The following is a 26,333-nucleotide window of genomic DNA, read 5'->3' as shown; positions in this document are numbered from 1 at the left end:
ACTGCGGTGCGGGACCTTGATGGCTCCGGTTCGATCCCCAACAGCGATCTGCAGGGTGTTGTTACACACCACGCGAACTGAGGTGAACTGGGCGGTGGTAGCCAGCGTTCCATCACAGGCCGTAGCCAGAAGAAGATAGCCATTGACCTGATCCTGTCCCTTTAGGGCCACACCCTGCCCCGTACGGGCCAATGCCCAGAACTTCCGCCCGCCGCGAAGAACGCCTGCCGTTTCCAGCTCAAAGCCGCTGTACCGCGTCAGGTCGCGGTAGAACTCGAGGATCTCCCGCGGCTGGACGACTTGATAGCGCTTGGACACCACGGCCAACGGTCGCTTGGTGTCAGAGCGATAAAGCACCTTCTGCCCGGGGAACGCCCGCACCGGATACTGATCTTCAGCCTCGGCGGCGAATCGCACTTCGGCTTCCTCCAAGGACCAATTCATGCCGGCGCGCTCGCGCCATACTTCAATGGACTGCCCTGGAGCCAGCTGGCTTCCGATGCCATGCCATGGGACTTGGCCTGCATAGGCCATGGTTTCAACGTGATGCATCTCGGTCTCCTTTCATAGACGGCTTAACGCACAAGGCCCGGACGATGCCGGGCCTTGTGGGTCTATCTGGATTGGGGGGTTAGTCGTAAGAGTCCCGACCGAACTGGTCGGGGCGGGTAAACGAACAACGGGCTACGGCCGACAAGATGGCCGCAGCCACGATGAAGACGCAGTAGAGGAACTCGGATTTATCTTTCATGCTTAGTACTCGAAGCGATACGCCGATGCGCGGCGCACACGCAAAGCAGGGGGATCCTGCTTCAGCGTAGTACTAAGGGTCTGAAATCAGTTCTAATCAAAGGGTGCAACGCAACCGCTCGACAGTTATGCCTGACATGGCAACCGACGGCTACCGGCCTGAAGCGGGCATCAGTTCGGTCGGTCGAATTTCCCGAGCAACTCTTTTTCGGATTCCAGTCGGACTCCAAACTCATCCAAATTGTGTCATCAGGTATGACTAGCAGTACTGCGCTTCGCCGCCCTTTGGATGAGCATGGCCAGCGCTTGCGTGACTCTAACAGGCATGGAACTAGAAGCCCCACGCCTGAGCCGGTGCCATCATAGTTGCAAGCCATGCCCCGCATTATAGAAGCAGGCCAGACGACCCATCATATCTATGGAATGCGGGGAGAGACATTGTCTCCCTGCGATTTGCTACCATCGCTGGCGACAGCCGAGTGGGGAGGTGACTGCGGCCATAGTCACAGGGACAATGAAGCCACAACAGGACACGATGCGAAGGAAGAAGCATCCGCCCCTGCTATTCCGTCATACCTGCAAGCCGAGAATCAAGGAAAGGACTTGGGCATGGTTGAGTCATCTAGCGACAAGTACGCTGCCGGTGAGCAGGGGTTGGGATACATCTATCAAGGACGACTGGCCCTGCATCAGATGCTCCTGCTGCCGGAAGCCACCACCGTCCTCTTTGAAAAGGACGACGACGTAGACTTCGAAGACGGCGATGGCGGAAAGTCGCTCGCCTCGCTCAAGCACAAGGCTATCGGCGAACGCCTGACTGATCTATCCACGGACTTCTGGAAGTCCGTGCGTATCTGGCTTGCTAGGTACAAGCGAGATGGACGCGCCAAGTCAAATTTGAAGTTCTTCCTGTTCACGACCGATGAGGTCGCTGCAGGTTCGTTCCTTACAAGCTTCCTGGCTTGCAAGACTCCAGGTGTGGCCACCTTGAAGACGCCGCGAGAGCAAGCTGAAGAAGCTCTTGCCAAGTCGAAGTCAGAACTTATCGGGAAGATCGAAAAGGAGTTCAACGAGCTTAGCGATGTCGAAAAGAATGACTTTCTTGCGCGCATCCTGATCCTCGACCGCAGTCCACGAATTGATGACATTCCAACGTTGATCAAGGAAGGGCCGTCCATGCGAATCATCCGTCCCCCGCATAGGAGCGCCGTGTTTGAGCGGCTGGAAGGGTGGTGGAATGAACAGGTCATCCTGCTGCTGACCGGCGCAAGGACGGAGGCTGTAGTCGGTGCCGAGATCTCAGAAAAGCTGTTTTCCCTGTCCGAGGAGTACAGATCCGACAATCTCCCCATCACCTTCGCGGGCAAGATGCCCGAGGAGGACATAGACATCGATGGCGACTCGCGACAATTCGTGCGGCAGCTGAAGGAGATTGGCATCTCGCGAGACCGAATCTACAGCGCCATCCTCGACTTCTATCGCGCATTCGCGCAGCGCTCCGAATGGGCACGTGAACACCTTCTTGTGTCCGGTGAGATCGAAGGCTACGAGGATAGGCTTGTCGATGAGTGGAGGCGTTTCAAGGACGTGGTCTTCGAGGAGCTGGACGAGCACAGTGCGGAAGACGCGCTGAAGCGTGCGGGGAAAGAGCTGTACAAATGGGCGGACCTTGAGAGCGGAAAGATTCAATCACTGCGTATCCGAGAGCGCGTCACCGAACCCTACGTCACGCGTGGCAACTACCACATCCTGGCCAATGCGCCTGAACCAAGAGTCTATTGGCACCCGCGATTCCTTAGCCGCGTAGGTAAGGCACTGGAGGTGACCGCATGAATGCCCAAGTACAAGGTACCATTCAGATCAAGCCCTGGGACGAGCGTCCCTTCGAGATCAGGAACCTCTTCAATCCAGCGTTCTGCGGTCTGATTCTTTTCCGCGCTCTTCAGGGCTTTGAAGAGAATGATGACCGGGGCATGCCCTATTCGTTGACGCTGCTTATCCTTCCCCTGTGCCTACACAAATACTCGCGCGAATCCTTGGCCGCATGGGCACGTGGCTACTTGCTCAAGGTGGCTGAAAAGAATCCCCAGGTACACGTCGGCTTCGCGGAGAGGGCGACCGCCATGCTTCCTTATGCCTTGGAAGCATTCGGCCTAATGATGGAGCGAGGCTGCATCACTGTCTCCGATGACGGCAGGATCCGCACTGTGGACAAGACACTGCGAAAGACTGTCGACACCAAGGGAACCGCGGAGACCATTGCCTCTCAGCGCGTAGCACGGTTCGTGGGCAAGGAGTTCGCAACCATCGCCGACCGCGTAACCATCTACACGACTTTCGGAATCCGTCCATGAAGATCAAGTCCATCCATATCTACAGCCACGACGGGCAGCGCCGCGACCTGGAATTCAAGGTAAATGGCCTCAATGTCATCACCGGCAGGTCCTCCACCGGCAAGTCCGCCCTGTCGGAGATCGTGGAGTACTGCATGGGAAGGTCGACCTTCAATGTTCCGGAAGGCATCATCCGAGACAAGGTTGCGTGGTTCGCCGTGATCTACCATTTTGATCGAGAGCAGGTGCTTGTAGCCAAGCCCACGCCGCGCGGTGGCGGTGCGAGCTGCAGTACGGCAATGGTGCGCCTGGGGAGCGACCTTAAGGCTCCCGCATTTGAGGAGCTGAGCGAAAACACCGATGATGAGGCAGTTGTAGACCTCCTGTCTCGCCTACTGGGTATTCCGACCAACCAGACCGATGTCCCGATTGATCAAAGTCGTGACAGCTTTGAGGCGAACGTAAAACATACGTTCTACTACCTATTCCAGAAGCAAGGATTGGTAGCTAACAAGGATCAGCTCTTCTACCGACAGAACGAGCAGTTCCAGCCCCAAGCGATCCGCGACACTCTTCCAATACTCTTGGGTATCTCATCCAACGATCGTTATGAACTCGAAGCGAAGTTGCGTGTCGTGCAGCGCGAGCTAAGGCTCAATGCGAAACTGCTGGAGCAGGCAAGAGAGGCTATCAACACCTCTCACGAGCGAGCCATCAGCCTCTACTCAGAAGCTAAGGCGGTGGGGGTGCTCAGTGACAACATCGAGGGAGCCGACGCTGATCGGCTGATCGAAATCCTCAAGAGCGCGCTCCGGTGGAAGCCTGAGCAGGCTTCCGAGGATGACGGAAGCAGAACTTCTGCACTGGAACAAGAAATCGAGGCGCTCCGGAAGGATCGGGGTGACGTTCAGAGCCGAATCGATGCGGCCCGTCGTTTCGCGAAGCGTGCGAGTGGTTACGAGACTGAAGCTGCCGAACAGCGCGATCGTCTGTCCTCCATCAAGGCATTGCCGAGGAATCCCGCGACTGGAGAGTGGCAGTGGCCCTTCAGCGAGCGGAATCTGGCGCTTGAATCACCGGTTGCGAAGGTGCTCCTCAAGGAGCTTGAGTCCCTCGATGCTGAACTTTTGATCGCTACTGGTCAGCGTCCCAAGCTCGATGCCTACCAAAAGGGGCTGGACGAGGAGCTGAGAGGGGTTGCAGGTTCGATCAGGGAGAAGGAAGCCGAGCTTGCCGGAGCCATCGCGGCAAATGAAATGATAGCGACGATGGGCACGCGTAACGCGGCAGCGGCACGGGTAGTGGGTCGCGTAAGCCTGTTTCTGGAGAACCTCACTCCGGACGATGAACTCGCGAGGCTCCAAGCTGAGCAGCGCCGCCTCAGGTCGACGATTGAGGCCCTGCAAGAGAGCATTGGTGCCGATGATAGTAGTGATCGACTTAGCTCGATCCTCAACATCATCTCAAGCCAAGTTTCGCAGTACATCCGCAAGTTCGACGCGGAGTTCTGCGAGTTTCCGGCCCGGTTTGACCTGATGAACCTCACTGTCGTGATTGATCGGCCAGAGCGGCCGGTGCCGATGAGTAGGACCGGCGGCGGTGAGAATCATCTGGCATATCACCTGTCGGCGCTACTTGCCTTGCATCTGTTTGCGGCCAAGAACAATCGACCCATCCCGCGCTTCTTGTTGATCGACCAGCCGACGCAAGTCTACTTTCCTTCCGAACAGGTCTACGAGCAGGCGGACGGTTCTATCCAGAGGACGGAAGCTGACGCCGACATGGTGGCGGTGCGGCGCCTGTTCGATCTGCTCTATAAATTCACGCGAGAGGATGCACCAGGGTTCCAGCTGATCGTTACTGAGCACGCGAATCTACGAGACCAGTGGTTCCAGGATGCGCTCGTGGAGAATCCTTGGGTCAAACCACCGGCACTGGTCCCAGAGGATTGGCCGCAGCAGAGAAGGCTGAGTTCCTCATAAGCCGTAGTTCGGGGACGATGAAGGAAGTTGAGCTGGGGATTGAGGAAGGTATGGATACTACATTTCAGGAACTGTCCGGCGCTGACGCCGAGGAACTCCTTGTAAGTCAGATCGACCAGCATGCGGGTGGAATCCGACGCGTCTTGGCTTCTTTTGAGGTCGGCAGCGCAACATCTGCGTGGATAGAGACTTGGCGTGGCATTGAGGAGTTCATCAACATCCCGATGTTCGGGCTCGAAGTTGAAAACCTCGTCTACCAGCTGGGAGCGATTAGGCTCGATGACCCCAACTGGCTTTTGGCGCATCGCCTCCAGATTAGGACAATGCTGCTAACGGAACTTGCTCCGCCTGTTGTTGATCGATACCTCCGTACGTTGACCATGATTGCCGTCGTTGGCGATGGCATTCGCAAGCGGGGATTTCCGTGCGGAGAGAAACTCCGCAGTGTCGATGGGGCGCTTGATTATCTTCAATCCCGTCGCCGTCAGATGTTAGCGTTCCTGTATTGCATGCCCAGCTACTGCAAGGGTGCGCAGAGGGTGCAGCCGTTAGATGCGTTGAATCAGTTTCTCCCCATCGTCGAGATGAGTTGTGTCGGGCTGACCACTCTGTATCGCAAACTACTTCTCGCGAAGATGCACGATGACTTTGTGCTGACGGCAGGACCCACCATGTGTCATGGAAACTACTCCTTCGACACGCTCGATGAGATTTACCTGGAGCCCGACAGGCTGTCCATGACCGAGGTGCAACGCGACAAGATCGACTCTGGCAAACTTCAGGGTCGCCTTTCCGTTCCCAAGGGTCAGATCTTCTCCGCAGCGGAGTTATGTAATGACCTCATGACAATGGAGGCCATGTACGCCGAGTTTGCGTTAGGAACGACGGAGTTCAGCCCAATGGCCAGGTTCATCGTCGCGTGCAGCGAGCGTGCTCAGGACAACTATCACATCCGGATCAGCCAGTCTGAGCTCAACTCCCTCATGAGTCTTTGTGCGCTTTCGACAACCGCGCGGCGAGAGCTCGTGTACGCAGGTGACAGCTTCGAAGAGGCCGTAAACTCGTTCGCTCCCTTCATTATCGTGGGCGGAAATGCAGTAACCACGGTGACCTTGCTTTCGAGGTTTGCGTTGAAGTGGGCGACCGTCTGCCTCAACCGAGTCAAGCGCTTTCAGATACGCGCTGGCTTCAACTTCGAGACGCTGGTGAGGAATGCATTGGCCGATCAGGACTTCAATATTCAGCAGGTCAAGCGGATTCAGTGCCAGGAGTTCGATGTGATCGCACTCAAGGATGGCATCATCTACAACGTACAATGCAAGAACAATCTTCTAGATCTGGCTCGCATGGAGCAGAATCAGAAGCTGTTCCTACGCTACAACAGGAGCTTGGATAGATCCTACGCCAAAGCCCTAGAGAAGGATGAGGCCCGTCAACATCTCCTCTTGGACAAGTTTGGCCTAAGCTCCGTGAAGCACGTCGTGGTCAGCAAGTTCCCCTTGGCAACCAAGAACCCTCGCGTCATGGCATATCGCGAGATCAATGAGTTCGGTGCGCGATTTGCCTAGTTGCGCGCAGTGGGCTTCATGCCTGTAAGCCGCCCAGCGAGATGGTGGCTGAAACCCCCTATACAAGGAGAAGCCCCAGCCGCAGCGGGACAAGGCTATCGGGACCGGAACCTTCGGTGCCATGACCTTGAACCCGCTCCAGCACGTGAAGTCATTTGGCATTGATAGGTGCTGACGGCAGCTGCCGACCCGAAGCGGAGGTCCAGCACGTCGATCACGAGCGACTCATCCTGGCCGCAGGGCGTCATGCGACCCGTAACAGCCATTCGAGATGAGACATGCTCGAAGGGCTTCGCTTATGTTGCCCCGCTTGCATATTTGCGATGCACCCCCACGGATCATGGTTAGCTCATAGGCGCCAAATTAGTACTGGGCGGGACGAAGCATGCATCGGCCATTGAAAGCGCTATGGCGTCTTTCCGACTAGTATTTGATTTACGGCCCCCGTCAGGGGGCAACCTACGACCCAGGGGAACGCATTGGCTCTTCGACACAGCTACGTCTACCACGTCCTGAAATTCGTCAGGAACGGACAGGCCCGAACGGCTCGCGACCTGCTCCGACTGCTTGAGGTGGAGCGCGAGAACATGCGGTCGAAGGAAGGGAAGAACTTAGTAGGCCCAGAGAGACTTGAGCAAATGGAAGAAGTGCTCGCCGGCCTCGCGGAAATCGGCGTGCTGTCAATTGGGAGCGACGGTCGCATCTTGCCTGACAACGATTTGCCCTCGCCAAGCTTTGACGGTGGTGGCGATGAAGGTGGTACACCTGGAGGACCCACCGGACCGCAGTCCGGTGACGGCGGCGGGGCGGGATTGTCCGAGATCCTTGGGCACAGCGTACTGTTCTGCCTATCCGATGACGCGCAGGATGCCTTACTTGACGCTGCATTCAGCGCCGGACTTCCGGAAGAAGGAGCTCACGGATGATCAGTGTCTCAGCGCTACCGCTGTTGGCCTACAAGGTCGGACCGAACCTCTTTGACCTGTCGAGCAATTTGCATCACGTCAGCATGCGCGATCAGATCCATCGCGCCGTGGCGCTTGCGGAAGCACTTGTGGCGGGCAACCAATTCCAGCCCGGCCAACAGGCGCTGATCGTCGGTGCCGGGGTTGCTGGCGTCGTGGCGGGCATGGTGCTTGCGCGCCACCGTGTGGAGGTCCAAATCGTCGATGCTTCGGTAGATGCGCCTTTCCGGTTGCAGCGCGGTGTTGCCACGCGATACGTGGGTCCGTACATGTACGAATGGCCACTGGCAGTACATGGCTGCCAAGAAATGCCTCCGCCAGTGAATGAGGCGCTGTTTCCTTGGGCTGCTGGCAAACCGACGGCGTTGCCATTCAGCACCAGCTTCCCGGCCAATCCAGATGATCTTGTCAAGGATTGGGAGCCGATCCTCAAGCAGGCCATCGCCAATTCGGGCGGCCGACTTAGGCTACAGGTAGGGATCAACAGCCTCGCAACCAATCGAGACGTCAAGCATTGGCTCGAAACCGAACGGTGTATCGCGGAAAAGCGACATCCACGCAAGCACACGCGTGCGGTCACCATTTATGGCGGCACTCCTTGGGGTGGAAGCCATAAGCCATACACCCCGCTGATACCACGTTTCGTGCTACTGGCTGCGGGCATGGGAGCGGAGAACAACATCGTCACTGACAGCAGCGGTAACGTCTTGCTGCAGGGAAACGCCTTCTGGGCGAATGACGACATTCGAAAACCTTATTGTGGCCTGTCCTCACCGCCGCGAGTGGTAGTGATCGGCGGTGGCGATGGTGGCCTGCAAGATGCGCTTCGAGCGGCGACGATTGACGACCATCCTCTCGCCACTTGGGATCGGCTCTTGGCCAAGGACACGAACAAGGTATTGCCCGAGGCGCTGGCTGATATCCAAGCCATGGAGGCACAGCATGGGCTCAACGCTATCTGGACGGCGACGGATCCTTTCCGTAACCAGGAGCTACCCATCCTCGACGCCGCCTATCAAAAACTGGCCACATCGCTCGCGGGAGATCAGTACGTCAAGCTGGCTGTGCTTTCCAGCTTGCGCAAGGACGTGAGCAGCGTGCACCTGTGCATCAAGGATGCGTGCTTTTCCAAGGCTTATGCGCTCAACCGCTTCCTGGTGCACCTGCTAGAGCAATGCACGAAGAAGGCAGTCGGTGCGGGCGTATCCCCTTTTCTGGAGGTAACCCGGAACGTGACGCTCACTTCCGCGCAGAATAACAGTGCCATGCAGACGCTGACTTTTTCGAATGGCATGACATTGCATGCCGAGATCGTGATCGTGCGATTCGGGCCGGATCGTAGCGCTCTTCCAGCACAGTGGCTCGGGCTTACCACCAAGGACACAGTAAATCGGCAAGAGCTAGCCGCCGTGCCCCTGCCTCTATACCTGCCACCAAGTTGTTGAAAGACCGCTTTTGGCCGGATGCTGTCGTTCAAATCAGCAAAAACCAATGACTGCTGAGATATACCCAGAGCAGTCATTGCGCTGAGGCTTCTGCAGAATTCTGAGCATGACCTAACGCTACCTTGGGTTATCTAGGAAAACTTAGCCGATTCACCATACCGGCAGGTACCGCTTCTCGCCAATTATCGTCAGGGTCTTGGCGCCACGGGTTATTGCAACATACAGATCCTTCGCGTCCAGAGTGTCTGCATCGAGAATGACTGCATGGTCATACTCAAGCCCTTTCACCAGTAACGTTGTACCGATGAGCTTACGGTGGCTGATGGGCCTTCCCGTGCGCCTCATTTCACGTTGGTACAGGTTTGCCGCGTCAACCAGTGTCGCACCGCCACCGTCAATGTGAATCTTCAGAACGTTGAGAAAGCGATACAGCAGGTCACGACGGTAGGCTGACGTTTTAGGGTTGTCCTTTAACGCCAAGAAGAATGCTCTAAGGTGAGCACTTGTTGGGCTGTTCAGATAGGCATTGGCAGCATGAAGGACCAACGGGTACTTGGTGACTTTGCTCTGCTTTGCGACCTCACCTTTCTTCGTCCCGGCCGTCAAAATGTCCCCTATACCAGTGAAGCACTTCTTGGAAAAAGCCAAAGCTAGGAGGAAGCCCTGCTGGGTTGTTTGGGCTGCAACAAGCTTCTTGATGAACGAGTGAAGATCCTTGCCCTCAACCTCTTCAATGGAAGAAAACTTTCCACCCATGGTTCTTGCTAACAGATGGGTCTTGTTCTTGGACTGCTGATCGCCACCATGCAGAGCAATCACACTATCGTGATTCCCAAGTAAGTCCATGAGAGAGGAGTACTGCTTTGACGCCAGGAATTCTGGGGGCGTATGGGCACGTTTCACACATGCAGGCAGGCCATTTGAAAGATCGATCTTTTGACCCTTTTCCAGGGCCTCTCTCGCCTTCTTGAGCCAATCCCCAAGCTTCGGGTCACCTGTTGTCTTCCAGCGCCACGGAGTATCTAGCTGACCGAGGCAGGTAAACGTCGGATAGACACTTACCGTCCAATCAACGGGTTTGCCTTCGTCACCACCAAAGTCGAAGATGGCCTGCATCGGATCGCCCAAGATTCGGCAGGGCATGAACTCAGCAAAGACACAGACAAGGCCATGCTGCATATCCGAGCAGTCCTGGTACTCATCCACGTAGACGCCGGCGTAGGTGGCAGCGACGACGCGGCGAAGGAACTGCTTCCCCAGTAGCCCAGAACAGCACTCGTAGAGCTTCTTCCACTGCTTGCTTGTGGGGTGCTCTACCTTCCAACCGGAATTCTTCGGATAGGCCAAACAGAGCCGCAGCGACCAGCTCGCAATCGTGTCAATCTGGTACTTGGAAGACGGCACGCCAAGAGCCGTCATCTTGGCCTTGATGGAGTTCACACCCGCGAAGGTGTGGGTCAAGATCAGTTGCTTCTTGCTGGCAGCTTTCACTGCCATGGCAATGAGGTGCGTCTTGCCGTAGCCGGCCGGCGCGATCACATACCCCTTGGTAGTGAAGTCGTTGAGCTTGAGGGCCAATTCCTCAGACATGCTCTGCCCAAGTCCAAAGCGCCCCCAGTTTGACTGCCAAGTCCCTCCTTGAGAATGCGGCGTCGTTGAACGCAGGGCTCACGACTTTGAACCACTGATCGCCCCGCGTGGTGTCTTTGAACCAGCCGCCCTTCTTAGCTGCAACCCCAATCACGGTCCGCAGCTTCGCACCATCAGCCCACTTAGCGATGTCCTGGTCAAGCGCCTCTTGAAACTTGGAGCGCACCTGATCATAGACAGCAAAGCCCAACTCATCTTGAGCAAGCCTCAAGCTGAACAGTACGCTGTCCCAAGGCAAATCTTGGAGTGCTCGTTCTTCCAAGGAGAGCTTGTCGCTCCACATGTGGACCGAGACACCCAATTTCACAAGCGCGGCAGCGTCCGCCATAGAGAACTGATCTTCAGCGTCTGCATCTGCAAGCACTGAAACATCATAGCCGAGCGACTTGAACGCCTTTGCTAAGCCCTTGATCTTGCTGGCACCCTTCGCGTCCAGAAGGGCAACGCCGTGATAGGACAGAGGGTCCTTGCCCTTGCCGACTTGGTGATCGTCAAATCCTCGCACGAATCCAACTTCGGTAGCGCCCTCACAGACCACCACCTTTTTCGCCAAGAACGCTTCAGTGCTGGACCGAATCTTTCCTTGCACTTCAAGCTGTTCCAGACCGTCCTTCGCTGCGGAAGTGATCTGCACTACCCCACCCTTGCTATGCACTACGTATAGCTCTTTGACAGTCAGTTCTCGCAGGACCGTGGGCGAGTGCGTGGTGAGGAAGTATTGACCTCGCTTGTCCTCTCGGACGTGCTTGATAAGACGGGTGATTCTGTGCGGCTCCAAGCCAAACTCCACCTCGTCAAACAACGTGATGTGGCCCTCTTCCAAACCCATCTTTTGAATACCGCACAGCAGCATTCGCCGAGACCCCAGACCTAGTTGACGAAGAGGGATGTCACCGTCATGGAGCGCTAACCCACCAACTTTCAGGTTGATAGAAGCCAGATCGAGGTGAGCCTTGTAGGCGTCTGACACCGGCACCCCCAACAGCTTCGCAATCTCCTGCGATTTCTCAGCCGCAGTATCGAAGTTCTTGAGGGTGACAGGCCGATTGGCATCCAAGGAGGCTCTGGCCGTGCGAGAGGCAGTTGCCAGCAGCTCGTTCAGACTCTGTGCCTCAGTGAGCTTTGCCAACGCCGTGCCTGTAGCCCACGAAAGCTGCTTCTCGCTGTAGGCACCGATGAGACCAACGCTAACCTTGTTCCTGTCGCCCTGCTTGAACGGAACACCGTCAGGGTGTCGATCACAGACAACCACCCACTTGGGCTCAAGATCCTTGTCGACCGTCAGCCGCACGGTCAAGACACCCTCCAAGTGATCTTCAGGCTCGTCAGTGAGTTTGAGCGTCGCTGAATCCCAGCCACGGAGGTACAGACCGTACTTGTCCAACGAGCAGAACGCTTCGGTTAAGGCCCCGATGGTGACTTCAATGACGATTGAGTCGGCGACCTTGCACTGGTGAAAATCAGAGTCGCTGAGGGTCAGGTTCCACTGGGGATGGAAGGCATATCTGATGGCCTCCAAGATCGTGGACTTGGAAGAATCACCTTTACCAATCAGGCAGAAGATGTCGGCATTGGGGAGGCTCCAGTCAAGTTCTTTCACTCCTCGAAAGTTCTGGATTTTTACTTTTCTGATCTTCACCGAGCAAGGTCCTCCAGAACATCACCTATGAACTGGGCTACTCCCGATCAATGCTTCCCCAAGCACAGCACGGAACGTCTCTTCGCCCTATGCCCCATCATAGATACATCTCGTCACGCCGAGTATCCGCAGGGGGAATGCAAGCGAATTCTACTGATTTTTGAAGAGCGAGCGGCAAAATCTTTGGTGCTAGCGGAATGACCGAAGTGCGACCGATAGCGGGCGCTGACGCAAGACTACAGGCTGACTGCAATCTCTGCGCAGCAGACATTGGCCACCGAGCCACGAATGGCCGCAACGGGTCGCATGAAGTCGTAGGAGCAGGAGAAGATGCTCACAGCGCTTCAACAGGGCGTATCGAGAAACAGACACATCAATTGGTGATGCCAGATGGAACAGCTGAAACCGCAAGGAGACCTTGCGAGCCATCCTGGAAGGTATGTTCAACACAGAGCACACTATCACCATGATTGAATTCCCAAACCTCGTCCAGACCCTGCCACTCATCAATGATTTCAAACACGTGATCGGAAACTCGCTTAGCATCCACCGGGCGGAACACTTCGACGCCTTCATTGACTAACCGAACAAAAACAATCATCTAAAAACTCCGGCAGACCGCTGTTCGAATTGCGCCACGCGGCAACGCGACATTGGGCACAAGGCAATCTTTTAAGCTCGCAGCTTGTCCAAATAGTCTGCCCATTCCTGCATCATCTTGCGACGCTCACCCAAGTGAGCAGTGCGGTTGTAGGCGCGTCCATTGGGGTCACGAACCGCATGAGCAAGCTGATGCTCGATGTAGTCGGGACGGAACCCTAATACCTCATCAAGAATAGTCCGCGCCATTGCACGGAACCCATGCCCCGTCATGGTTTTTGAGTCAAACCCCATCCGGCGTATGGCCGCATTTATCGTGTTCTCGCTCATCGGACGTCCTTTCCCATGAAGGCTCGGGAAAACGTACTGGCCCCGGCCGGAGAGAGGGCGCAGCTCAGTGAGAACTTCAATTGCTTGCTTGGACAACGGAACAATGTGCGGTGTGTCGGTCTTGGTAGCGACATAGCGCCACTCCGCCGCATCAAGGTCAATATCAGCCCAGCGTGCGCTACGCAGCTCGCCTGGGCGGGGAAATAGCAACGGCGAGAGCTTCAACGCGGCGGTTACTATGGCACTACCTTCGTAACCCCAAATGGCACGTAGAAGCGGCGCAACCGCGGATGGCTCCGTCAAGCTGGCGAAGTGCTTCGTTTGAGGCGCTTCCAACGCGCCGATCAGGTCAACAGCAGGATTTCGCTCTGCCCTGCCTGTAGCGATGGCGTACCGGAAAACCATTCCTGCAATACCACGCGCTCGATGCGCCGTCTCCACCGCCCCCCTCTTCTCCATCTTTCGCAGCACTGCAAGCAGTTCGACAGCGGAAATCTCATTGATCGGCCTATCACCAATGTAAGGATTGAGATCCTTCTCAATGATCCTTCCGTTCCTTACAGCCGTGGATTTAGCGTTCTTCTTGGCTCGCATAGCAAGAAGCTCCAACGCGATCGCCCCAAAGCTGTTCTCAGAGCCTCCGCTGCGAACCAGCTTTTCGAGCTTCCGCTGCTCACCAGGGTCAATGCCGTTAGCCAAAGTCTTTCGCGCCGCCATGTGCTTCTCACGGGCTTCAGCCAAGCTCACCTCCGGGTATGAACCTAAGGCCAGCCGCTTTTCCTTTCCAGCAACGCGATACTTCCACCGCCAAAGCTTGCCACCCGCTGGGGTGACCTCAAGGTAGAGCCCTCCCCCATCGAAGAGTCGCTGGGGTTTCTCAACAGGCTTGGCTTTACGTACTTGGATGTCAGTCAGGGCCATTGGGGGCATGTCCGCATTTCGGGGGTCTGGATGCCCCCGAACTTGCCCCCGGATGCCCCGGATTGCAATAGATGCCCCCGGACCTGACTGGACCACGGACAAAGAAAAACCCCAGATTTCTCCGGGGTTTTGGACATCCTGAAACATGCTCGGACTTCAATCTGGCGCGCCCGGAGGGATTCGAACCCCCGACCAATGGCTTCGGAAGCCACTACTCTATCCGGCTGAGCTACGGGCGCATTGTGCTCCGACCGGCGAGCCGGGCGGACGCGCATTCTAACGGCAAAAGCATCCGCAGGTCTGCCCCCACCCATGGATCGCTGCAGTTGGGCTGGAAAAACCGGCCCAGCTGGTAACCTTTACGCATGAGCCGTCTCCCAACTACACCGTCCACCGCAGCTGGCACTTCGCGGTTCGGGCACTACTGGAAATTGATGCGCGCCGACCGCCCGATCGGCACCTTGCTGCTGCTGTGGCCCACCTGGTGGGCGCTGTGGCTGGCTGCCGACGGCCTGCCACCGCTGTGGATACTGTTCGTGTTCAGTGCCGGCGTCTGGCTGACCCGCTCGGCCGGCTGCGTGATCAATGACTACGCCGACCGCTGGCTTGACCCGCACGTCAAACGCACCAAGGACCGCCCGCTGGCCACCGGCGCGATCTCCGGCCGCGCGGCGCTTATGCTGTTCGCCGGCTTGATGCTGGTGGCGTTCGCGCTGGTGCTGACCCTGAATGCCTTGACCATCGCGCTGAGCTTCATCGGCGTGTTCCTGGCCGCCAGCTACCCCTACCTGAAGCGCTACACGCATCTGCCTCAGGTGTATCTGGGCATGGCCTTCGGCTGGGGCATCCCGATGGCCTTCGCCGCCATCCAGGGCGAGGTTCCGCCGCTGGGCTGGGTGCTGTACGCCGCCAACATCCTCTGGTCCACCGCCTATGACACCTGGTACGCCATGGTCGACCGCGACGATGATCTGAAGGTGGGCTCGCATTCCACCGCCATCCTGTTCGGCGATCTGGACCTGGTCATCCAGGGCATCCTGTACGCACTGTTCTTTGCTGCGATGGCCTTGGTCGGGCAGCGCGCGGGCTTGGGGTGGGCCTATTGGGCCGGCATCGGCGTGGCGATGGCCTTGGTGGTTTACGAGTTCTGGCTATGCCGCGACCGAGAACGTGAGCCCTGCTTCAAGGCCTTCCTGCACAACAACTGGGTCGGCGCGGTGTTGTTTGCCGGCATTGTCGCCAGCCAGTATCTGGATTGAAGAAACGGCCCGCATTGCGGGCCGTTTCTCTATTGCGGTGCCGTTGTCCTGTTGTAGGAGCGGCGTAAGCCGCGAAGCAGATAGTCCATCAGATCCAGAGAGGGCTGTGCCATCGGACATTGTGGGCTTCGCGGCTTACGCCGCTCCTACAAAGCAGGCCACTACATCGCGCCGATGGTCTTGCCCAGCGAACGCAGGCGGAAGGCTGCAACTATCTGCAGCACGCCGTAGATCAAGGCCAGCACGCCAATCCACAGCGAGGTCACCGCCAGGCCGGCAATCGGGTTGAGCGCGAACATCACGCCCAGGGCCACCGCCAGCAGGCCGCTGACAATCAGCATCCACTCGCCGCTGATCTGCTTGCGCACGCGGATGGCAAACACGATGCGGTAGATGCCACCAACCACCAGCCACGCGGCCAGGAACAGCAGCAGCACGCTCGCCGTTGCCAATGGATTGATCACCGCCAATACACCGAAGGCAATCGATGCCAGCGCATAGAACAGCGCCCAACCACGCGATACCGGTGCCGAGCCATTGAAGGCCGAAATCAGCACCACCACGCCTTCAACAATGGCCATGATGCCAAGCCACCACGCCAGAACCGCCGCAGTCCGTACCGGCGCCATCACCGCCAGCACCCCAAATATCACCGCAAACAGGCCGAACAGCAGCAGCACCCACCAGTTGCGCGTCAATGTGCCAAACAGCGATCCAGCAGGAAAACCCGGGGAAGCACCCATGTCTGTCTCCTCATGTTGAACAGGTGTAAAGGCCTTTCATTCCCAGTCTAGGCCTATAGCCGTGGTAATGGCATGTAGAGATGACATCCGCGATTTCAAGCCAGTTGCGGTGCAGGGCCGGCCTCGTGATCACGGCGGCGGCAATCACGGCACCCGTGCGCAGACCCAGGCGTCCACCCGCTGCACACCGGCGCGATGCAGGGCGAGCGCTGCCGCATGCAAGGTGGCACCGGTGGTCATCACGTCATCCAGCAGCACCACATGTGCCGGCAGCTGCCCCACCGCGATGAAGGCCCCACGCAGGTTGCGTTTACGTTCCGATGCATCCAGTTCCGATTGCGGCAGGGTTGGACGGCGCCGGCGCAGGCCCCGGCACAATGGCAGCTGCAACGCGCGCGCCACCGGTTTGGCCAGCTCCAAGGCCTGGTCATAGCCGCGTTGGCGCAGCCGCGACAGGTGCAGCGGCACCGGCACGATCGCCAACGGGCGCTCGGCGGCCTGCACTGCGTCCAGCAACAAGCCTGACAGCAATCGCCCAGCGCTGAGGTCATGGTGGAATTTGAACCGCAGCAACAGGCCGTCAACCGGCGCGCAATACGTAAAGGCAGCCAGCGCCGACTGCAGGGGCGAGCTCGATCGCTGGCAGGCACCGCACAACCCATTCGCATCAGCACCCGGCAAGGGCAAGGCGCAGCGCCAACAAGCGGCCCGCTGCCATGGCAATCCAGCACTGCAGGCCAGGCACAGATCCCGCCCCGGCACGCCATCCTCGCCACAGACCAGGCAGCGCGGCGGGAACAGCAAGGCCGATAGCCGACCCCCGACCCTGTAAACCAGACTATTCACTTGATAGTTGACAGCAATGGTTATGCTGACCAGACTGCGCCGCTTCCATCGCCCCATCTGTCAGGTAACACCGATGTCCACCGTCATCCGCCACGACTGGAAGCGCGAAGAGCTGCTGTCCCTGCTCGAACTGCCCTTCCCCGAGCTGCTGCACCGCGCCGCCAGTGTGCATCGCCAGCACTTCGACCCGGCACAGGTACAGGTCTCCACCCTGCTCTCGGTCAAGACCGGCGGTTGCCCGGAAGACTGCGCCTACTGCCCGCAGGCCCAGCGCTATGACACCGGCGTGGACGCGCAGAAGCTGATGGACACCGACAGCGTGGTGGCCCGTGCCCGCGCCGCCAAGCAGGCTGGCGCCTCGCGCTTCTGCATGGGTGCGGCCTGGCGCTCACCCAAGGACCGTGACATCCCCAAGGTCGCGGCGATGATCCGCGAGGTGAAGTCGCTGGGCCTGGAGACCTGCGCCACCCTGGGCATGCTCGAGGGCCACCAGGCGCAGGCGCTGAAGGACGCCGGGCTGGACTACTACAACCACAATCTGGACACCGCGCCGGATTACTACGACTCCATCATCCATACCCGCCAGTACCAGGACCGCCTGGACACGCTGGAGCACGTGCGCAACGCCGGCATGAAGACCTGCTGCGGCGGCATCGTCGGCATGGGCGAGACCCGCGAACACCGCGCCGGCCTGCTGCAGGCACTGGCCAACCTGCCGGCGCACCCGGACTCGGTGCCGATCAACCGCCTGGTGCAGGTCGCCGGTACCCCGTTGCACGGCAGCGCCGAGCTGGACCCGTTCGAGTTCGTGCGCATGATCGCGGTGGCCCGCATCGTGATGCCGCGTTCAATGGTGCGGCTGTCGGCCGGCCGCGAGAGCATGAGTGACGAGCTGCAGGCGCTGTGCTTCCTGGCTGGCGCCAACTCCATCTTCTACGGCGAAAAGCTGCTGACCACCGGCAACCCGGATACCGAGCGCGACCAGGCCCTGTTCGCTCGCCTCGGCATCAGCCCGATGCAGGTAAGCGTGGACGCCGATGACCACGACCACCCCGGTACCGTGCACCTGGATATCGCCCCGCTCTGCGCCCGCAGCGCCTGATCCCGGCCGCGCCCCGCACCGGGGCGCCGCTTGGGGCATTCTTACAGGCAACCGGGTACGCTAGCCGCCCGCTTGACCATGAACCTTGCCATGGCCCGTCCTGACATCCACGACCGCATCAACGCCCAGCGCAAGCTGCGGCTTGCCCAGGGCCGCATCCGCAGCCGTCGCCGCATCAGCCGCCGCGACGGCGTGCGATTGGAACTGGACGGGCGCTGGTTGACCGGCTTCTGCAGCAACGACTATCTCGGTCTGTCGCAACAGTTCGAGGTGATCGCCGCGCTGCAGGACGCCGCCGGCCGCGAAGGCGCCGGCAGCACCGCCTCGCACCTGGTCTGTGGCCACCACAGCCTGCACGAGCAGCTGGAACGCGAAATGGCCGACTGGCTCGGCTATCCGCGCGCCCTGCTGTTCGACAGCGGCTTCATGGCCAACCTGGCCGTGCAGCAGGCGCTGCTCAGCGAAGAAAGCGATATCTGCGTGCAGGACCGGCTCAACCACGCCAGCCTGCTTGATGCCAGCCGTCTGGCCGGCTGCCGCCTGCGCCGCTATCCGCACCTGGACAGCGAAGGCGCCATGCGCCAGCTCAAGAACACCGCCGACGGCGCCGCCATGCTGGTTACCGACGGCGTCTTCAGCATGGATGGCGACATCGCCCCGCTGCGCTCGCTGGCGTTGGTGGCACGCATGCAGGAGGCGCTGTTCTATGTGGACGACGCCCACGGCATCGGTGTGGTCGGCGAACATGGGCGCGGCTGCGCGGCCGATGCCGGGCTGGGCGTGAACGAAGTTCCGCTGCAGCTGCTGACGCTGAGCAAGGCGCTGGGCGGCCACGGTGCGGTGGTGGTGGGCGAAGACGCGCTGATCCAGCATCTGGCTGAAACCGCACGTCCCTACATCTACACCACCGCCCTGCCACCGGCGCAGGCTGCCGCCTCGCTGGCGGCGGTGAAGCTCGCGCGCCGCGACCATTGGCGCCGCGACAAGCTCACCGAATTGATCGCCAGCTTCCGCGAAGGCGCACGTCGTAACGGGCTGGAGCTGATGGCCTCGGAAACCCCGATCCAACCACTGCTCTGCGGTGACGAAGCCACGGTGATGGCCTTGTCGGCGACGCTGGAGCAGTCCGGCTTCCTGGTCAGCGCGATCCGCCCGCCGACCGTGCCCGAAGGCAAGGCACGCCTGCGCGTGACCTTGTCGGCGCTGCATACCGTCGAGCAGGTCAAGGCGCTGGTGGACGCCATCGCCAAGGCCCGCGACGTGGTGCTGTACCAGAAGTCCCTGAACACTGTTGCCTGAGAACCGGTTGTAACGCCATGCATATCCACGTCACCGGCAGCGGACCGGCATTGGTCCTGATCCACGGCTGGGCACTGCATGGCGGCATCTTCGCGCCATTGGTTGAACGGTTGGCGCCGCACTTCGAACTGCATGTGGTCGACCTGCCCGGGCATGGCCACAGCCGCGACGATGCCACGCCCTTGCGCCTGCCCTACCTGGTCAATGCCATCGCCAGCGCCACCCCGGCGGCGGTGTGGTGTGGCTGGTCGCTGGGCGGGCTGGTCGCCCTGCACGGCGCTGCCACGCTGCCGCAGGTGCGCGGGCTGGCGATGCTGGCGGCCACGCCGCGCTTCGTCCGCGATGGCGATTGGCCCAACGCAGTGGAGCCTGAGGTGTTCGAACAGTTCGGCCGCGATCTGGAACAGGATTACCGTGGCACCCTCGAACGCTTCCTCGCGCTGGACGTGATGGGCTCGCAGCACGCCCGCAGCGAACTGCGCACCCTGCGCGATGCGTTGGTCGAACGCGGCGAACCGGCCCCACGCGCCCTGCACGAAGGCCTGGCCCTGCTGGAGCGCAGCGACCTGCGCGGCAGCCTGCCCAGCCTGCACAAACCCGGCCTGTGGATAGGCGGGCAGCGCGACCGGCTGGTGCCGTCCAAGGCCATGCACCAGGCCGCCGCATTGGCGCCCGCAGGCCTGCACAGCGCCCACAGCATCGACGGCGGCGGCCACGCCCCATTCCTTGGCCACGCCGATCACGTCGCCGGACTGCTGCAACAGTTTGTTGCTGGCTGCGCGTGAGCGGTTACGCGGCCATTCGCGCTGGCTGGCCGATGATGTCCCTGGCCGCTTGAGCACAGCAGCGCCTCCCCTCCTGAATTACGAAACCGAATCACCGCCATGTCTTCTCTGTTCGACCCCAAACACGTCCGCCGTGCCTTCTCGCGCGCCGCCAGCAGCTACCACGCGGCCGCCGTGCTGCAGCAGGAAGTGGCCAAGCGCCTGCTGGAATCGCTGGACTACCTGGAAGACCGGCAACCGCAGGTGGTGTTGGACGTGGGCAGCGGCCCGGCCCATGCCACCGCGGCCATGAAGAAGCGCTGGCCGAAGGCGCAGGTGATCGCGCTGGACCTGGCCCTGCCGATGCTGGCCGAAGCCAAGAAGCAGGCCGGCTGGTGGCGCCCTTTCTCACGCGTCTGCGCCGACGCCCGCGCCCTGCCGCTGGCCGACAACAGCGTCGACGTGATCTACAGCAACCTGTGCCTGCAGTGGGTGGAAGATCTACCAGCGGTATTCGCCGGCTTCCGCCGCGTGCTCAAGCCCAATGGCCTGCTGGTCTGTTCGACGTTCGCGCATGACACGTTGGTGGAACTGCGCCAGGCCTTTGCGCAGGCCGATGACACCTCGCATGTCAGCCATTTCGTGCAGATCGCCCAGTTCGGCGACGCCTTGATGATGGCTGGCTTCCGCGATCCGGTACTGGATCGCGACATGTTCACCCTGACCTATGACGACCTGCCGACGCTGATGCGCGAGCTCAAGGCCATTGGCGCCACCAACGCCATGCACAACCGTCGCCACACCCTGACCGGGCGCAGCCGTTTTGCTGCCGCACGCGATGCTTACGAGCCGATGCGTCGCGCTGACGGCAAGCTGCCGAGCAGCTGGGAAGTGGTGTATGCGCATGCCTGGGCACCGGCACCGGGCGCGCCGATTCGCGAGCAAGGGCAGGATGTGGCGAGCGTGCCGCTGTCTTCGATTCCTATTCGGCGCAAGACGACGGAGTAAGGGTTCGGGATTCGGAACTCAAAGCAATCTGCTTTGGCTTTGGCTTTGGCAGTTGACCTTCTCCTCTCCCCTTGTGGGAGAGGATGCCGAAGGCAGGAGAGGGTGCGGCGCAGCCGCCAAGCTCGTAGATCATCAGATTGCATGCCAATCGATCGCCAAGCGCCGTTGGCTTCGCGGCGCACGCCGCTCCTACGGTGCAAATGCCGCTCCGTAGTACCGAGCCATGCTCGGCAGCGGCCTTGCAGACAATCCATCGGACGGTGCGTCAGCTTCGCGGCTTACGCCGCTCCCACAAGAACGGGGAGCGGATGCCCAACCGCTCAAGCCCCTCTTACAAACAGATCGCGATGGAAAAAATACACTTCCTGCAGCAGAAAACGCCAGCTGGTGTGGAAGCTGCGAAAACGCGTGCTTGGCGTGGACGATGCCAGTGCATCAATACCCAGCTCCTTCGATAAGCGCAGCGCGCGCGCCATGTGCAGCGGGTCGCTGACCACGATCACCTTGTGCATGTCGTGCTTGGCCATCACCTGCTTGGCTTCGACCAGATTCTGCCGGGTGGTACGCGAACGGGTCTCGATCAGGATATCGTTGCCGGGAATCTTCTGCTTCAGCGCATAGCGCCGCGCCACTTGTGATTCGGAGAAACGCGCGCCCGTGCCACCAAAGCCACCGGTGAAAATCAATTTCGGTGCATAACCCTGCCGGTACAGATCCAGGCCGTGGCGGATGCGCTCTTCAAACACCGGTGAAGGCTTGGCGTCATAGGCCGCAGCGCCGAGCACAATGATGGCGTCGGCAGGCGCGGCCTGGTCACGGTCGCCCACCCAGATGATCCATGCCGCCACACCCAACAGCCACAACAGCAGCAACACACACAAGCGCCACAGCCAGCCCATCAACCCGGTGCGCCGAACAGCTGACTTCATGCCTGCATCCAGGGCAAGGTATCCAGATCGACATTGCCACCAGACAACACCAGCCCCACGGTGCGACCGGCAAAGCGCTGCGGCTGGGCCAGCACCGCTGCCAAGGTGATCGCCGAGGACGGTTCCACGGTCTGTTTCATTACCTGCCAGATCAGCCGCATGGCGGCCACGGTGTCGGCGTCATCGACGCTGATCACCTGTGCCGCACCCTGCAGCAACGCGAAGTTGGGCGCGCCCAGCGCACCGCGCAGGCCATCGCATAACGTATCCGGCACGAAATCGATCAGGTGTTCACCCGCCGCCAGCGAACGCGCGGTATCGGCAGCGCCGGCAGGCTCGGCCAACACCAGTTCGCAGTTCGGCAATAGTTGTTGCATCGCCAGCAGGCTGCCTGCGGCCAGACCACCGCCACCAACAGGCACCACAAGCACATCCAACGGTGCCCCGACCTGGCGGATCAACTCCAGCGCAGCAGTGCCCTGTCCCGCGATTACCCGCGGGTCGGTGTAGGGATGAACCAGCGTCGCCCCGGTTTCGCGCTGTACACGCAGGCATTCGGCTTCACGAGCGGCCTGGGTCGGTGCACACCGCCACAGCGTGGCCTGGTTGCGTTCGATATTGGCCAGCTTGGCCGCCACCGCGCCCTCAGGCACCACCACATGGCAGGGAACGCCGCGTGAGCGCGCCGCCAAGGCCAGCGCCGCACCGTGGTTGCCCGAGGAATGCGTCACCACACCGTGGCTGGCGTGCTCCATATCCAGCGACCACACCGCATTGCAGGCCCCGCGGAACTTGAATGCGCCGCTGCGCTGCAGGTGTTCAGCCTTGAAGTGCAGGCTGGCACCGGCCAATGCATCCAGCGCGCGCGCCCGCAGCACCGGAGTAACCGTTGCATGGGCGGCAATCCGCGCGGCGGCGGCCAGAACCTCGGAAAATCCGGGCAAGGGAAGTTCATTCATGGTGAAAGGTTAGCCCAGCCTCCAGTCCCACGACCATCTCACCTGCGCACACGTTGTATGTTCAGCCATGTAGACGCGAATTAAGGGCCGATTCAACGCAGCGGCCCGAAGCTGGATGCCATACCCACGAGGGGGGGATTTTTTATGATCAAGCGCCTGATTGTTTCCACCGGCCTGTTGCTGGGCCTGTCTGGCTGTGCCACGTATGACTACGTAGGCGGCGGTTCGGGCGGGTATTACCACGGCTCTCCTTCGGTGCAGTACAGCTATCCCTACAGGTATCCGGACAGTGGTTATGGCTATGGTGGCTATGGCTATGGCAGCGGCTATTACGGCTATGGCAGCTATGGTTACCCGGTCTACCGGCCCAACTACAACCGTCCGCGTCCGCCGGGCAACGGCAATGGTGGCAACGATGGGCGTCCGACCCGGCCGCCACCGCCAGTCAATGGCGGCGGCAACAAGTCGCCATGGCGCGATCTGGACAACCTGACCCGCCCGCAGCCGCGCGCCAACAGCCAGCCGATGCAGCGGGCCCAGCCCATGCAACAGGCGATGCAACGGCCGCAGGCGGCGCGCCCGGCTATTCAGGCACGACCGATGCCGGCCCGACAGCCGTCACAAACCCGGCAGCCACGTGCAGCCCAAACCCAGGAACCATAAAAAGGTTGCAATTGCCGCAAATGCAGGCATTCTTGGTCCTACGGGTGACCGCTTGCGTCGCATAGTGACCTAAACCGGTCTCGCCCAGACAGTTCAATGTCGATGTCCGTCAGGAAATCTGGATCCCCCCTGTTCCGGCCCTGTCGGGCATCGGCGCCTACAAAGACAAAGCCCCGGCCTAGGCCGGGGCTTTGTCTTTTAACGCTTTCCCGCCAAGGCGGGCCTTGCTGGATTGCAAGGCCGGTAGTCCCCCGACTACCGGCCCCCTGCTACCCCAACGTACGCTTCGGTCGGCCCCTGTTCCAATTCCGACCTTGTTGCGCCTATGTCGCATGCCACGTTGGGTGCAATGTATTAGCTGCAGGTTGCGTGCCAACTTTAGGGTTGACGCGTACCTGGTTGCGCTTGGCAGTAAAATCACCACACACGCCGTCGCATGGTGGGATTACCCCGTCTGACGGACTTCACACTTCCTTACCGATCTCACGCCCATGAGCGACTCCTTTTACCGTTACGACGTCATCGTCATCGGCGGCGGCCACGCCGGCACCGAGGCGGCCCTGGCTGCAGCGCGTGGCGGTGCCCGCACCCTGCTGCTGACCCACAACGTCGAAACCGTCGGCGCGATGAGCTGCAACCCGGCCATCGGCGGTATCGGCAAGGGCCACCTGGTCAAGGAGATCGATGCGCTGGGCGGGGCCATGGCGCATGCCGCCGACCGCGCCGGCATCCAGTGGCGCACGCTCAATGCCTCCAAAGGCCCGGCCGTGCGCGCGACCCGCTGCCAGGCCGATCGCAACCTGTACCGCATGGCGATCCGTGGCATCGTCGAGGCGCAGCCCAACCTGACCGTATTCCAGGCGGCGGTGGATGATCTGGTGATCGAAGGCGACGCCGTGCGTGGAGCCGTCACCCAGACTGGCCTGACCTTCCACGCTGCCGCCGTTGTGCTGACCGCCGGCACCTTCCTGGCCGGCAAGATCCACATCGGCGAAACCCAATACACCGCTGGCCGCATGGGCGACCCGCCGGCGACCACGCTGGCCGCACGCCTGCGCGAGCGCCCGTTCGTCATCGATCGCCTGAAGACCGGCACGCCGCCGCGCATTGATGGCCGTTCGCTGGATTACAGCGTGATGGATGAACAGCCCGGCGACGATCCGTTGCCGGTGATGTCCTATCTGGGCAACGTCAGCGAGCATCCGCAGCAGGTCAGCTGCTGGATCACCCATACCAGCGAGCGCACCCACGACATCATCCGTGGCGCCCTGCATCGCTCACCGCTGTACAGCGGCCAGATCGAAGGCATCGGCCCGCGTTACTGCCCGTCGATCGAAGACAAGGTGGTGCGTTTCGCCGAGAAGGACAGCCACCAGATCTTCGTCGAGCCGGAAGGCCTGGACGTGGTGGAGATCTATCCCAACGGCATTTCCACCTCGCTGCCGTTCGACGTGCAGCTGGAACTGGTACGCAGCATCCGTGGCTTCGAGCAGGCGCACATCACCCGCCCCGGCTATGCCATCGAATACGACTTCTTCGATCCGCGCGGCTTGAAGAACACGCTGGAAACCCGCCAGGTCAACGGCCTGTTCTTCGCCGGCCAGATCAACGGCACCACCGGCTATGAAGAAGCCGGCGCGCAGGGCCTACTGGCCGGCATCAACGCCGCCTTGTTCGTGCAAGGCAAGGACGGTTGGTGCCCGCGTCGCGATGAAGCCTACATCGGCGTGCTGGTCGACGACCTGATCACCCACGGCACCAGCGAGCCCTACCGCATGTTCACCAGCCGCGCCGAATACCGGCTGCAGTTGCGCGAAGACAATGCCGACACCCGCCTGACCCCGACCGGCCGCAAGCTGGGCCTGGTCGACGACCGCCGCTGGTCCGCGTTCGAAACCAAGCAGGCGGCCGTCGCCAATGAAAGCGCGCGCCTGCGTGGCATCTGGGCGACGCCGGGCAATGCACTGGGCCGCGAAGTCGCCGAAACCACCGGCGTGGCGGTCAGCCGCGAAACCAATGTGCTGGACCTGATCAAGCGCCCGGAACTGGATTACGCCAAGTTGATGCAGGTGCCCTCGCTGGGCCCCGGCGTGGAAGACGCACGCGTGGCCGAGCAGGTGGAGATCAGCGTCAAGTACGCCGGTTATCTGGACCGCCAGCGCGAAGAAATCGAACGCCAGCAGCGGCATGAGAACACTGCGATTGTCGAAGGTTTCGACTTTGGCTCGGTACGCGGATTGTCGGCTGAGGCACTGCAAAAACTGGAGCGCGTACGTCCACAGACCATCGGTCAGGCGCAGCGCATTCCGGGTATGACACCTGCGGCGATTTCGCTGCTGCTGGTGCATCTGGAGCGGGCGCGACGCGGCAAGGTAGCTTGAGTTTTTAGGTTGGCCTTTGGTTTTTGGTTGCTGAAGCTTGAAAGCTACCCCTCCCCAACCCTCCCCTCCGCCTTCGGCGCAAGGGAGGGAGCAGAAGCGGCGCTCGGCCAGCTGAAAGAACACGCGAAACAGCCCCCTCCCTTGCGCATAGCGCAGGGGGTGAAGAGCGCCTGCTTGCGCGCCACTGGCGCGCGGCC

General features: G+C 60.4%; 22 protein-coding genes and 1 tRNA gene. 13 read left to right on the top strand and 10 right to left on the bottom strand.

Going from position 1 to position 26,333, the window contains the following annotated elements:
• A partial coding sequence (locus tag ACVOL0_RS10590; RefSeq protein WP_481549056.1) for a DUF932 domain-containing protein occupies positions 1–552 on the bottom strand: 552 nt, incomplete at its 3' end.
• 807 nt (positions 553–1,359) lie between these two features.
• Between ACVOL0_RS10590 and ACVOL0_RS10585 the strand changes: the two genes are divergently transcribed.
• From ACVOL0_RS10585 to ACVOL0_RS10560, 6 genes are all read left to right on the top strand, one after another.
• On the top strand, positions 1,360–2,583 hold the full coding sequence (locus tag ACVOL0_RS10585) for an ABC-three component system protein (RefSeq protein ID WP_481529630.1): 1,224 nt from the start codon (positions 1,360–1,362) through the stop codon (positions 2,581–2,583).
• Positions 2,580–3,104 carry a three component ABC system middle component gene (locus ACVOL0_RS10580; protein ID WP_481549055.1) on the top strand — a complete coding sequence of 175 codons (525 nt, stop codon included), beginning with the start codon at positions 2,580–2,582 and terminating at the stop codon, positions 3,102–3,104. Before ACVOL0_RS10585 ends, ACVOL0_RS10580 begins: the two co-directional genes overlap by 4 nt.
• Positions 3,101–5,065 carry a DUF3732 domain-containing protein gene (locus ACVOL0_RS10575; protein ID WP_481549054.1) on the top strand — a complete coding sequence of 655 codons (1,965 nt, stop codon included), beginning with the start codon at positions 3,101–3,103 and terminating at the stop codon, positions 5,063–5,065. The genes ACVOL0_RS10580 and ACVOL0_RS10575 overlap by 4 nt, the downstream gene beginning before the upstream one ends.
• Complete coding sequence (locus ACVOL0_RS10570; protein WP_481549057.1) at positions 4,999–6,633, top strand: hypothetical protein; 1,635 nt, start codon at positions 4,999–5,001, stop codon at positions 6,631–6,633. Before ACVOL0_RS10575 ends, ACVOL0_RS10570 begins: the two co-directional genes overlap by 67 nt.
• A gap of 638 nt (positions 6,634–7,271) precedes the next feature.
• The gene (locus tag ACVOL0_RS10565; RefSeq protein WP_481549053.1) at positions 7,272–7,559 is read left to right on the top strand and encodes a hypothetical protein; all 288 of its coding nucleotides are present in this window, start codon (positions 7,272–7,274) and stop codon (positions 7,557–7,559) included.
• Positions 7,556–9,043: a hypothetical protein gene (locus tag ACVOL0_RS10560; protein ID WP_481529635.1), complete on the top strand. Its 1,488-nt coding sequence runs from the start codon at positions 7,556–7,558 to the stop codon at positions 9,041–9,043. Before ACVOL0_RS10565 ends, ACVOL0_RS10560 begins: the two co-directional genes overlap by 4 nt.
• A 150-nt stretch (positions 9,044–9,193) precedes the next feature.
• On the opposite strand, the gene ACVOL0_RS10555 is transcribed toward ACVOL0_RS10560, so the two are convergent.
• The 5 genes from ACVOL0_RS10555 to ACVOL0_RS10535 form a co-directional block, all read right to left on the bottom strand.
• Positions 9,194–10,633: a UvrD-helicase domain-containing protein gene (locus ACVOL0_RS10555; protein ID WP_481529636.1), complete on the bottom strand. Its 1,440-nt coding sequence runs from the start codon at positions 10,631–10,633 to the stop codon at positions 9,194–9,196.
• The gene (locus ACVOL0_RS10550) at positions 10,626–12,332 is read right to left on the bottom strand and encodes an ATP-dependent nuclease (protein WP_449368399.1); all 1,707 of its coding nucleotides are present in this window, start codon (positions 12,330–12,332) and stop codon (positions 10,626–10,628) included. Before ACVOL0_RS10550 ends, ACVOL0_RS10555 begins: the two co-directional genes overlap by 8 nt.
• Positions 12,333–12,705: 373 nt before the next feature.
• The gene (locus ACVOL0_RS10545) at positions 12,706–12,933 is read right to left on the bottom strand and encodes a hypothetical protein (RefSeq protein ID WP_481529637.1); all 228 of its coding nucleotides are present in this window, start codon (positions 12,931–12,933) and stop codon (positions 12,706–12,708) included.
• Between the two features lie 71 nt (positions 12,934–13,004).
• Positions 13,005–14,183, bottom strand: coding sequence for a tyrosine-type recombinase/integrase (locus tag ACVOL0_RS10540; RefSeq protein WP_481529638.1), 1,179 nt, complete (start codon positions 14,181–14,183; stop codon positions 13,005–13,007).
• A gap of 162 nt (positions 14,184–14,345) precedes the next feature.
• Positions 14,346–14,422, bottom strand: a tRNA-Arg gene (locus ACVOL0_RS10535).
• 126 nt (positions 14,423–14,548) lie between these two features.
• Between ACVOL0_RS10535 and ubiA the strand changes: the two genes are divergently transcribed.
• A complete protein-coding gene (gene ubiA, locus ACVOL0_RS10530) occupies positions 14,549–15,442 on the top strand; it encodes a 4-hydroxybenzoate octaprenyltransferase (RefSeq protein ID WP_303747878.1) in 894 nt (297 codons plus the stop codon).
• Positions 15,443–15,603: 161 nt separating this feature from the next.
• Here the strand turns inward: ubiA and ACVOL0_RS10525 are convergent, their stop codons facing one another.
• Positions 15,604–16,185, bottom strand: a complete 582-nt coding sequence (locus ACVOL0_RS10525) for an HdeD family acid-resistance protein (protein ID WP_481549052.1) — start codon at positions 16,183–16,185, stop codon at positions 15,604–15,606.
• 144 nt (positions 16,186–16,329) lie between these two features.
• Complete coding sequence (locus ACVOL0_RS10520) at positions 16,330–17,088, bottom strand: ComF family protein (RefSeq protein WP_481549051.1); 759 nt, start codon at positions 17,086–17,088, stop codon at positions 16,330–16,332.
• 16 nt (positions 17,089–17,104) lie between these two features.
• Between ACVOL0_RS10520 and bioB the strand changes: the two genes are divergently transcribed.
• From bioB to bioC, 4 genes are all read left to right on the top strand, one after another.
• Entirely contained in the window at positions 17,105–18,133 is a 1,029-nt protein-coding gene (bioB, locus tag ACVOL0_RS10515) for a biotin synthase BioB (protein WP_481508107.1), read from the top strand.
• 90 nt (positions 18,134–18,223) lie between these two features.
• Positions 18,224–19,432 (top strand): 8-amino-7-oxononanoate synthase, encoded by a 1,209-nt coding sequence (bioF, locus tag ACVOL0_RS10510; RefSeq protein ID WP_481549050.1) that lies wholly within the window; start codon positions 18,224–18,226, stop codon positions 19,430–19,432.
• Between the two features lie 17 nt (positions 19,433–19,449).
• On the top strand, positions 19,450–20,217 hold the full coding sequence (bioH, locus tag ACVOL0_RS10505) for a pimeloyl-ACP methyl ester esterase BioH (RefSeq protein WP_481549049.1): 768 nt from the start codon (positions 19,450–19,452) through the stop codon (positions 20,215–20,217).
• Between the two features lie 99 nt (positions 20,218–20,316).
• On the top strand, positions 20,317–21,204 hold the full coding sequence (gene bioC / locus ACVOL0_RS10500; protein WP_481549048.1) for a malonyl-ACP O-methyltransferase BioC: 888 nt from the start codon (positions 20,317–20,319) through the stop codon (positions 21,202–21,204).
• Between the two features lie 320 nt (positions 21,205–21,524).
• Here the strand turns inward: bioC and ACVOL0_RS10495 are convergent, their stop codons facing one another.
• Both ACVOL0_RS10495 and ACVOL0_RS10490 read right to left on the bottom strand, forming a co-directional pair.
• The gene (locus ACVOL0_RS10495; RefSeq protein WP_481549047.1) at positions 21,525–22,133 is read right to left on the bottom strand and encodes a YdcF family protein; all 609 of its coding nucleotides are present in this window, start codon (positions 22,131–22,133) and stop codon (positions 21,525–21,527) included.
• Complete coding sequence (locus ACVOL0_RS10490) at positions 22,130–23,092, bottom strand: pyridoxal-phosphate dependent enzyme (RefSeq protein WP_481549046.1); 963 nt, start codon at positions 23,090–23,092, stop codon at positions 22,130–22,132. Before ACVOL0_RS10490 ends, ACVOL0_RS10495 begins: the two co-directional genes overlap by 4 nt.
• A 144-nt stretch (positions 23,093–23,236) precedes the next feature.
• On the opposite strand from ACVOL0_RS10490, the gene ACVOL0_RS10485 reads away from it, so the two are divergent.
• Together ACVOL0_RS10485 and mnmG are read left to right on the top strand one after the other, a co-directional pair.
• Positions 23,237–23,755, top strand: a complete 519-nt coding sequence (locus ACVOL0_RS10485; RefSeq protein ID WP_481549045.1) for a hypothetical protein — start codon at positions 23,237–23,239, stop codon at positions 23,753–23,755.
• A 491-nt stretch (positions 23,756–24,246) separates the two neighbouring features.
• The gene (gene mnmG / locus ACVOL0_RS10480) at positions 24,247–26,136 is read left to right on the top strand and encodes a tRNA uridine-5-carboxymethylaminomethyl(34) synthesis enzyme MnmG (RefSeq protein WP_481549044.1); all 1,890 of its coding nucleotides are present in this window, start codon (positions 24,247–24,249) and stop codon (positions 26,134–26,136) included.
• Positions 26,137–26,333: the final 197 nt, after the last annotated feature.

Source organism: Stenotrophomonas sp. STEN021 (genome assembly GCF_056760175.1).
Note: the sequence above shows the minus strand (reverse complement) of the source record. Positions and strands in the feature narration are given on the sequence as shown.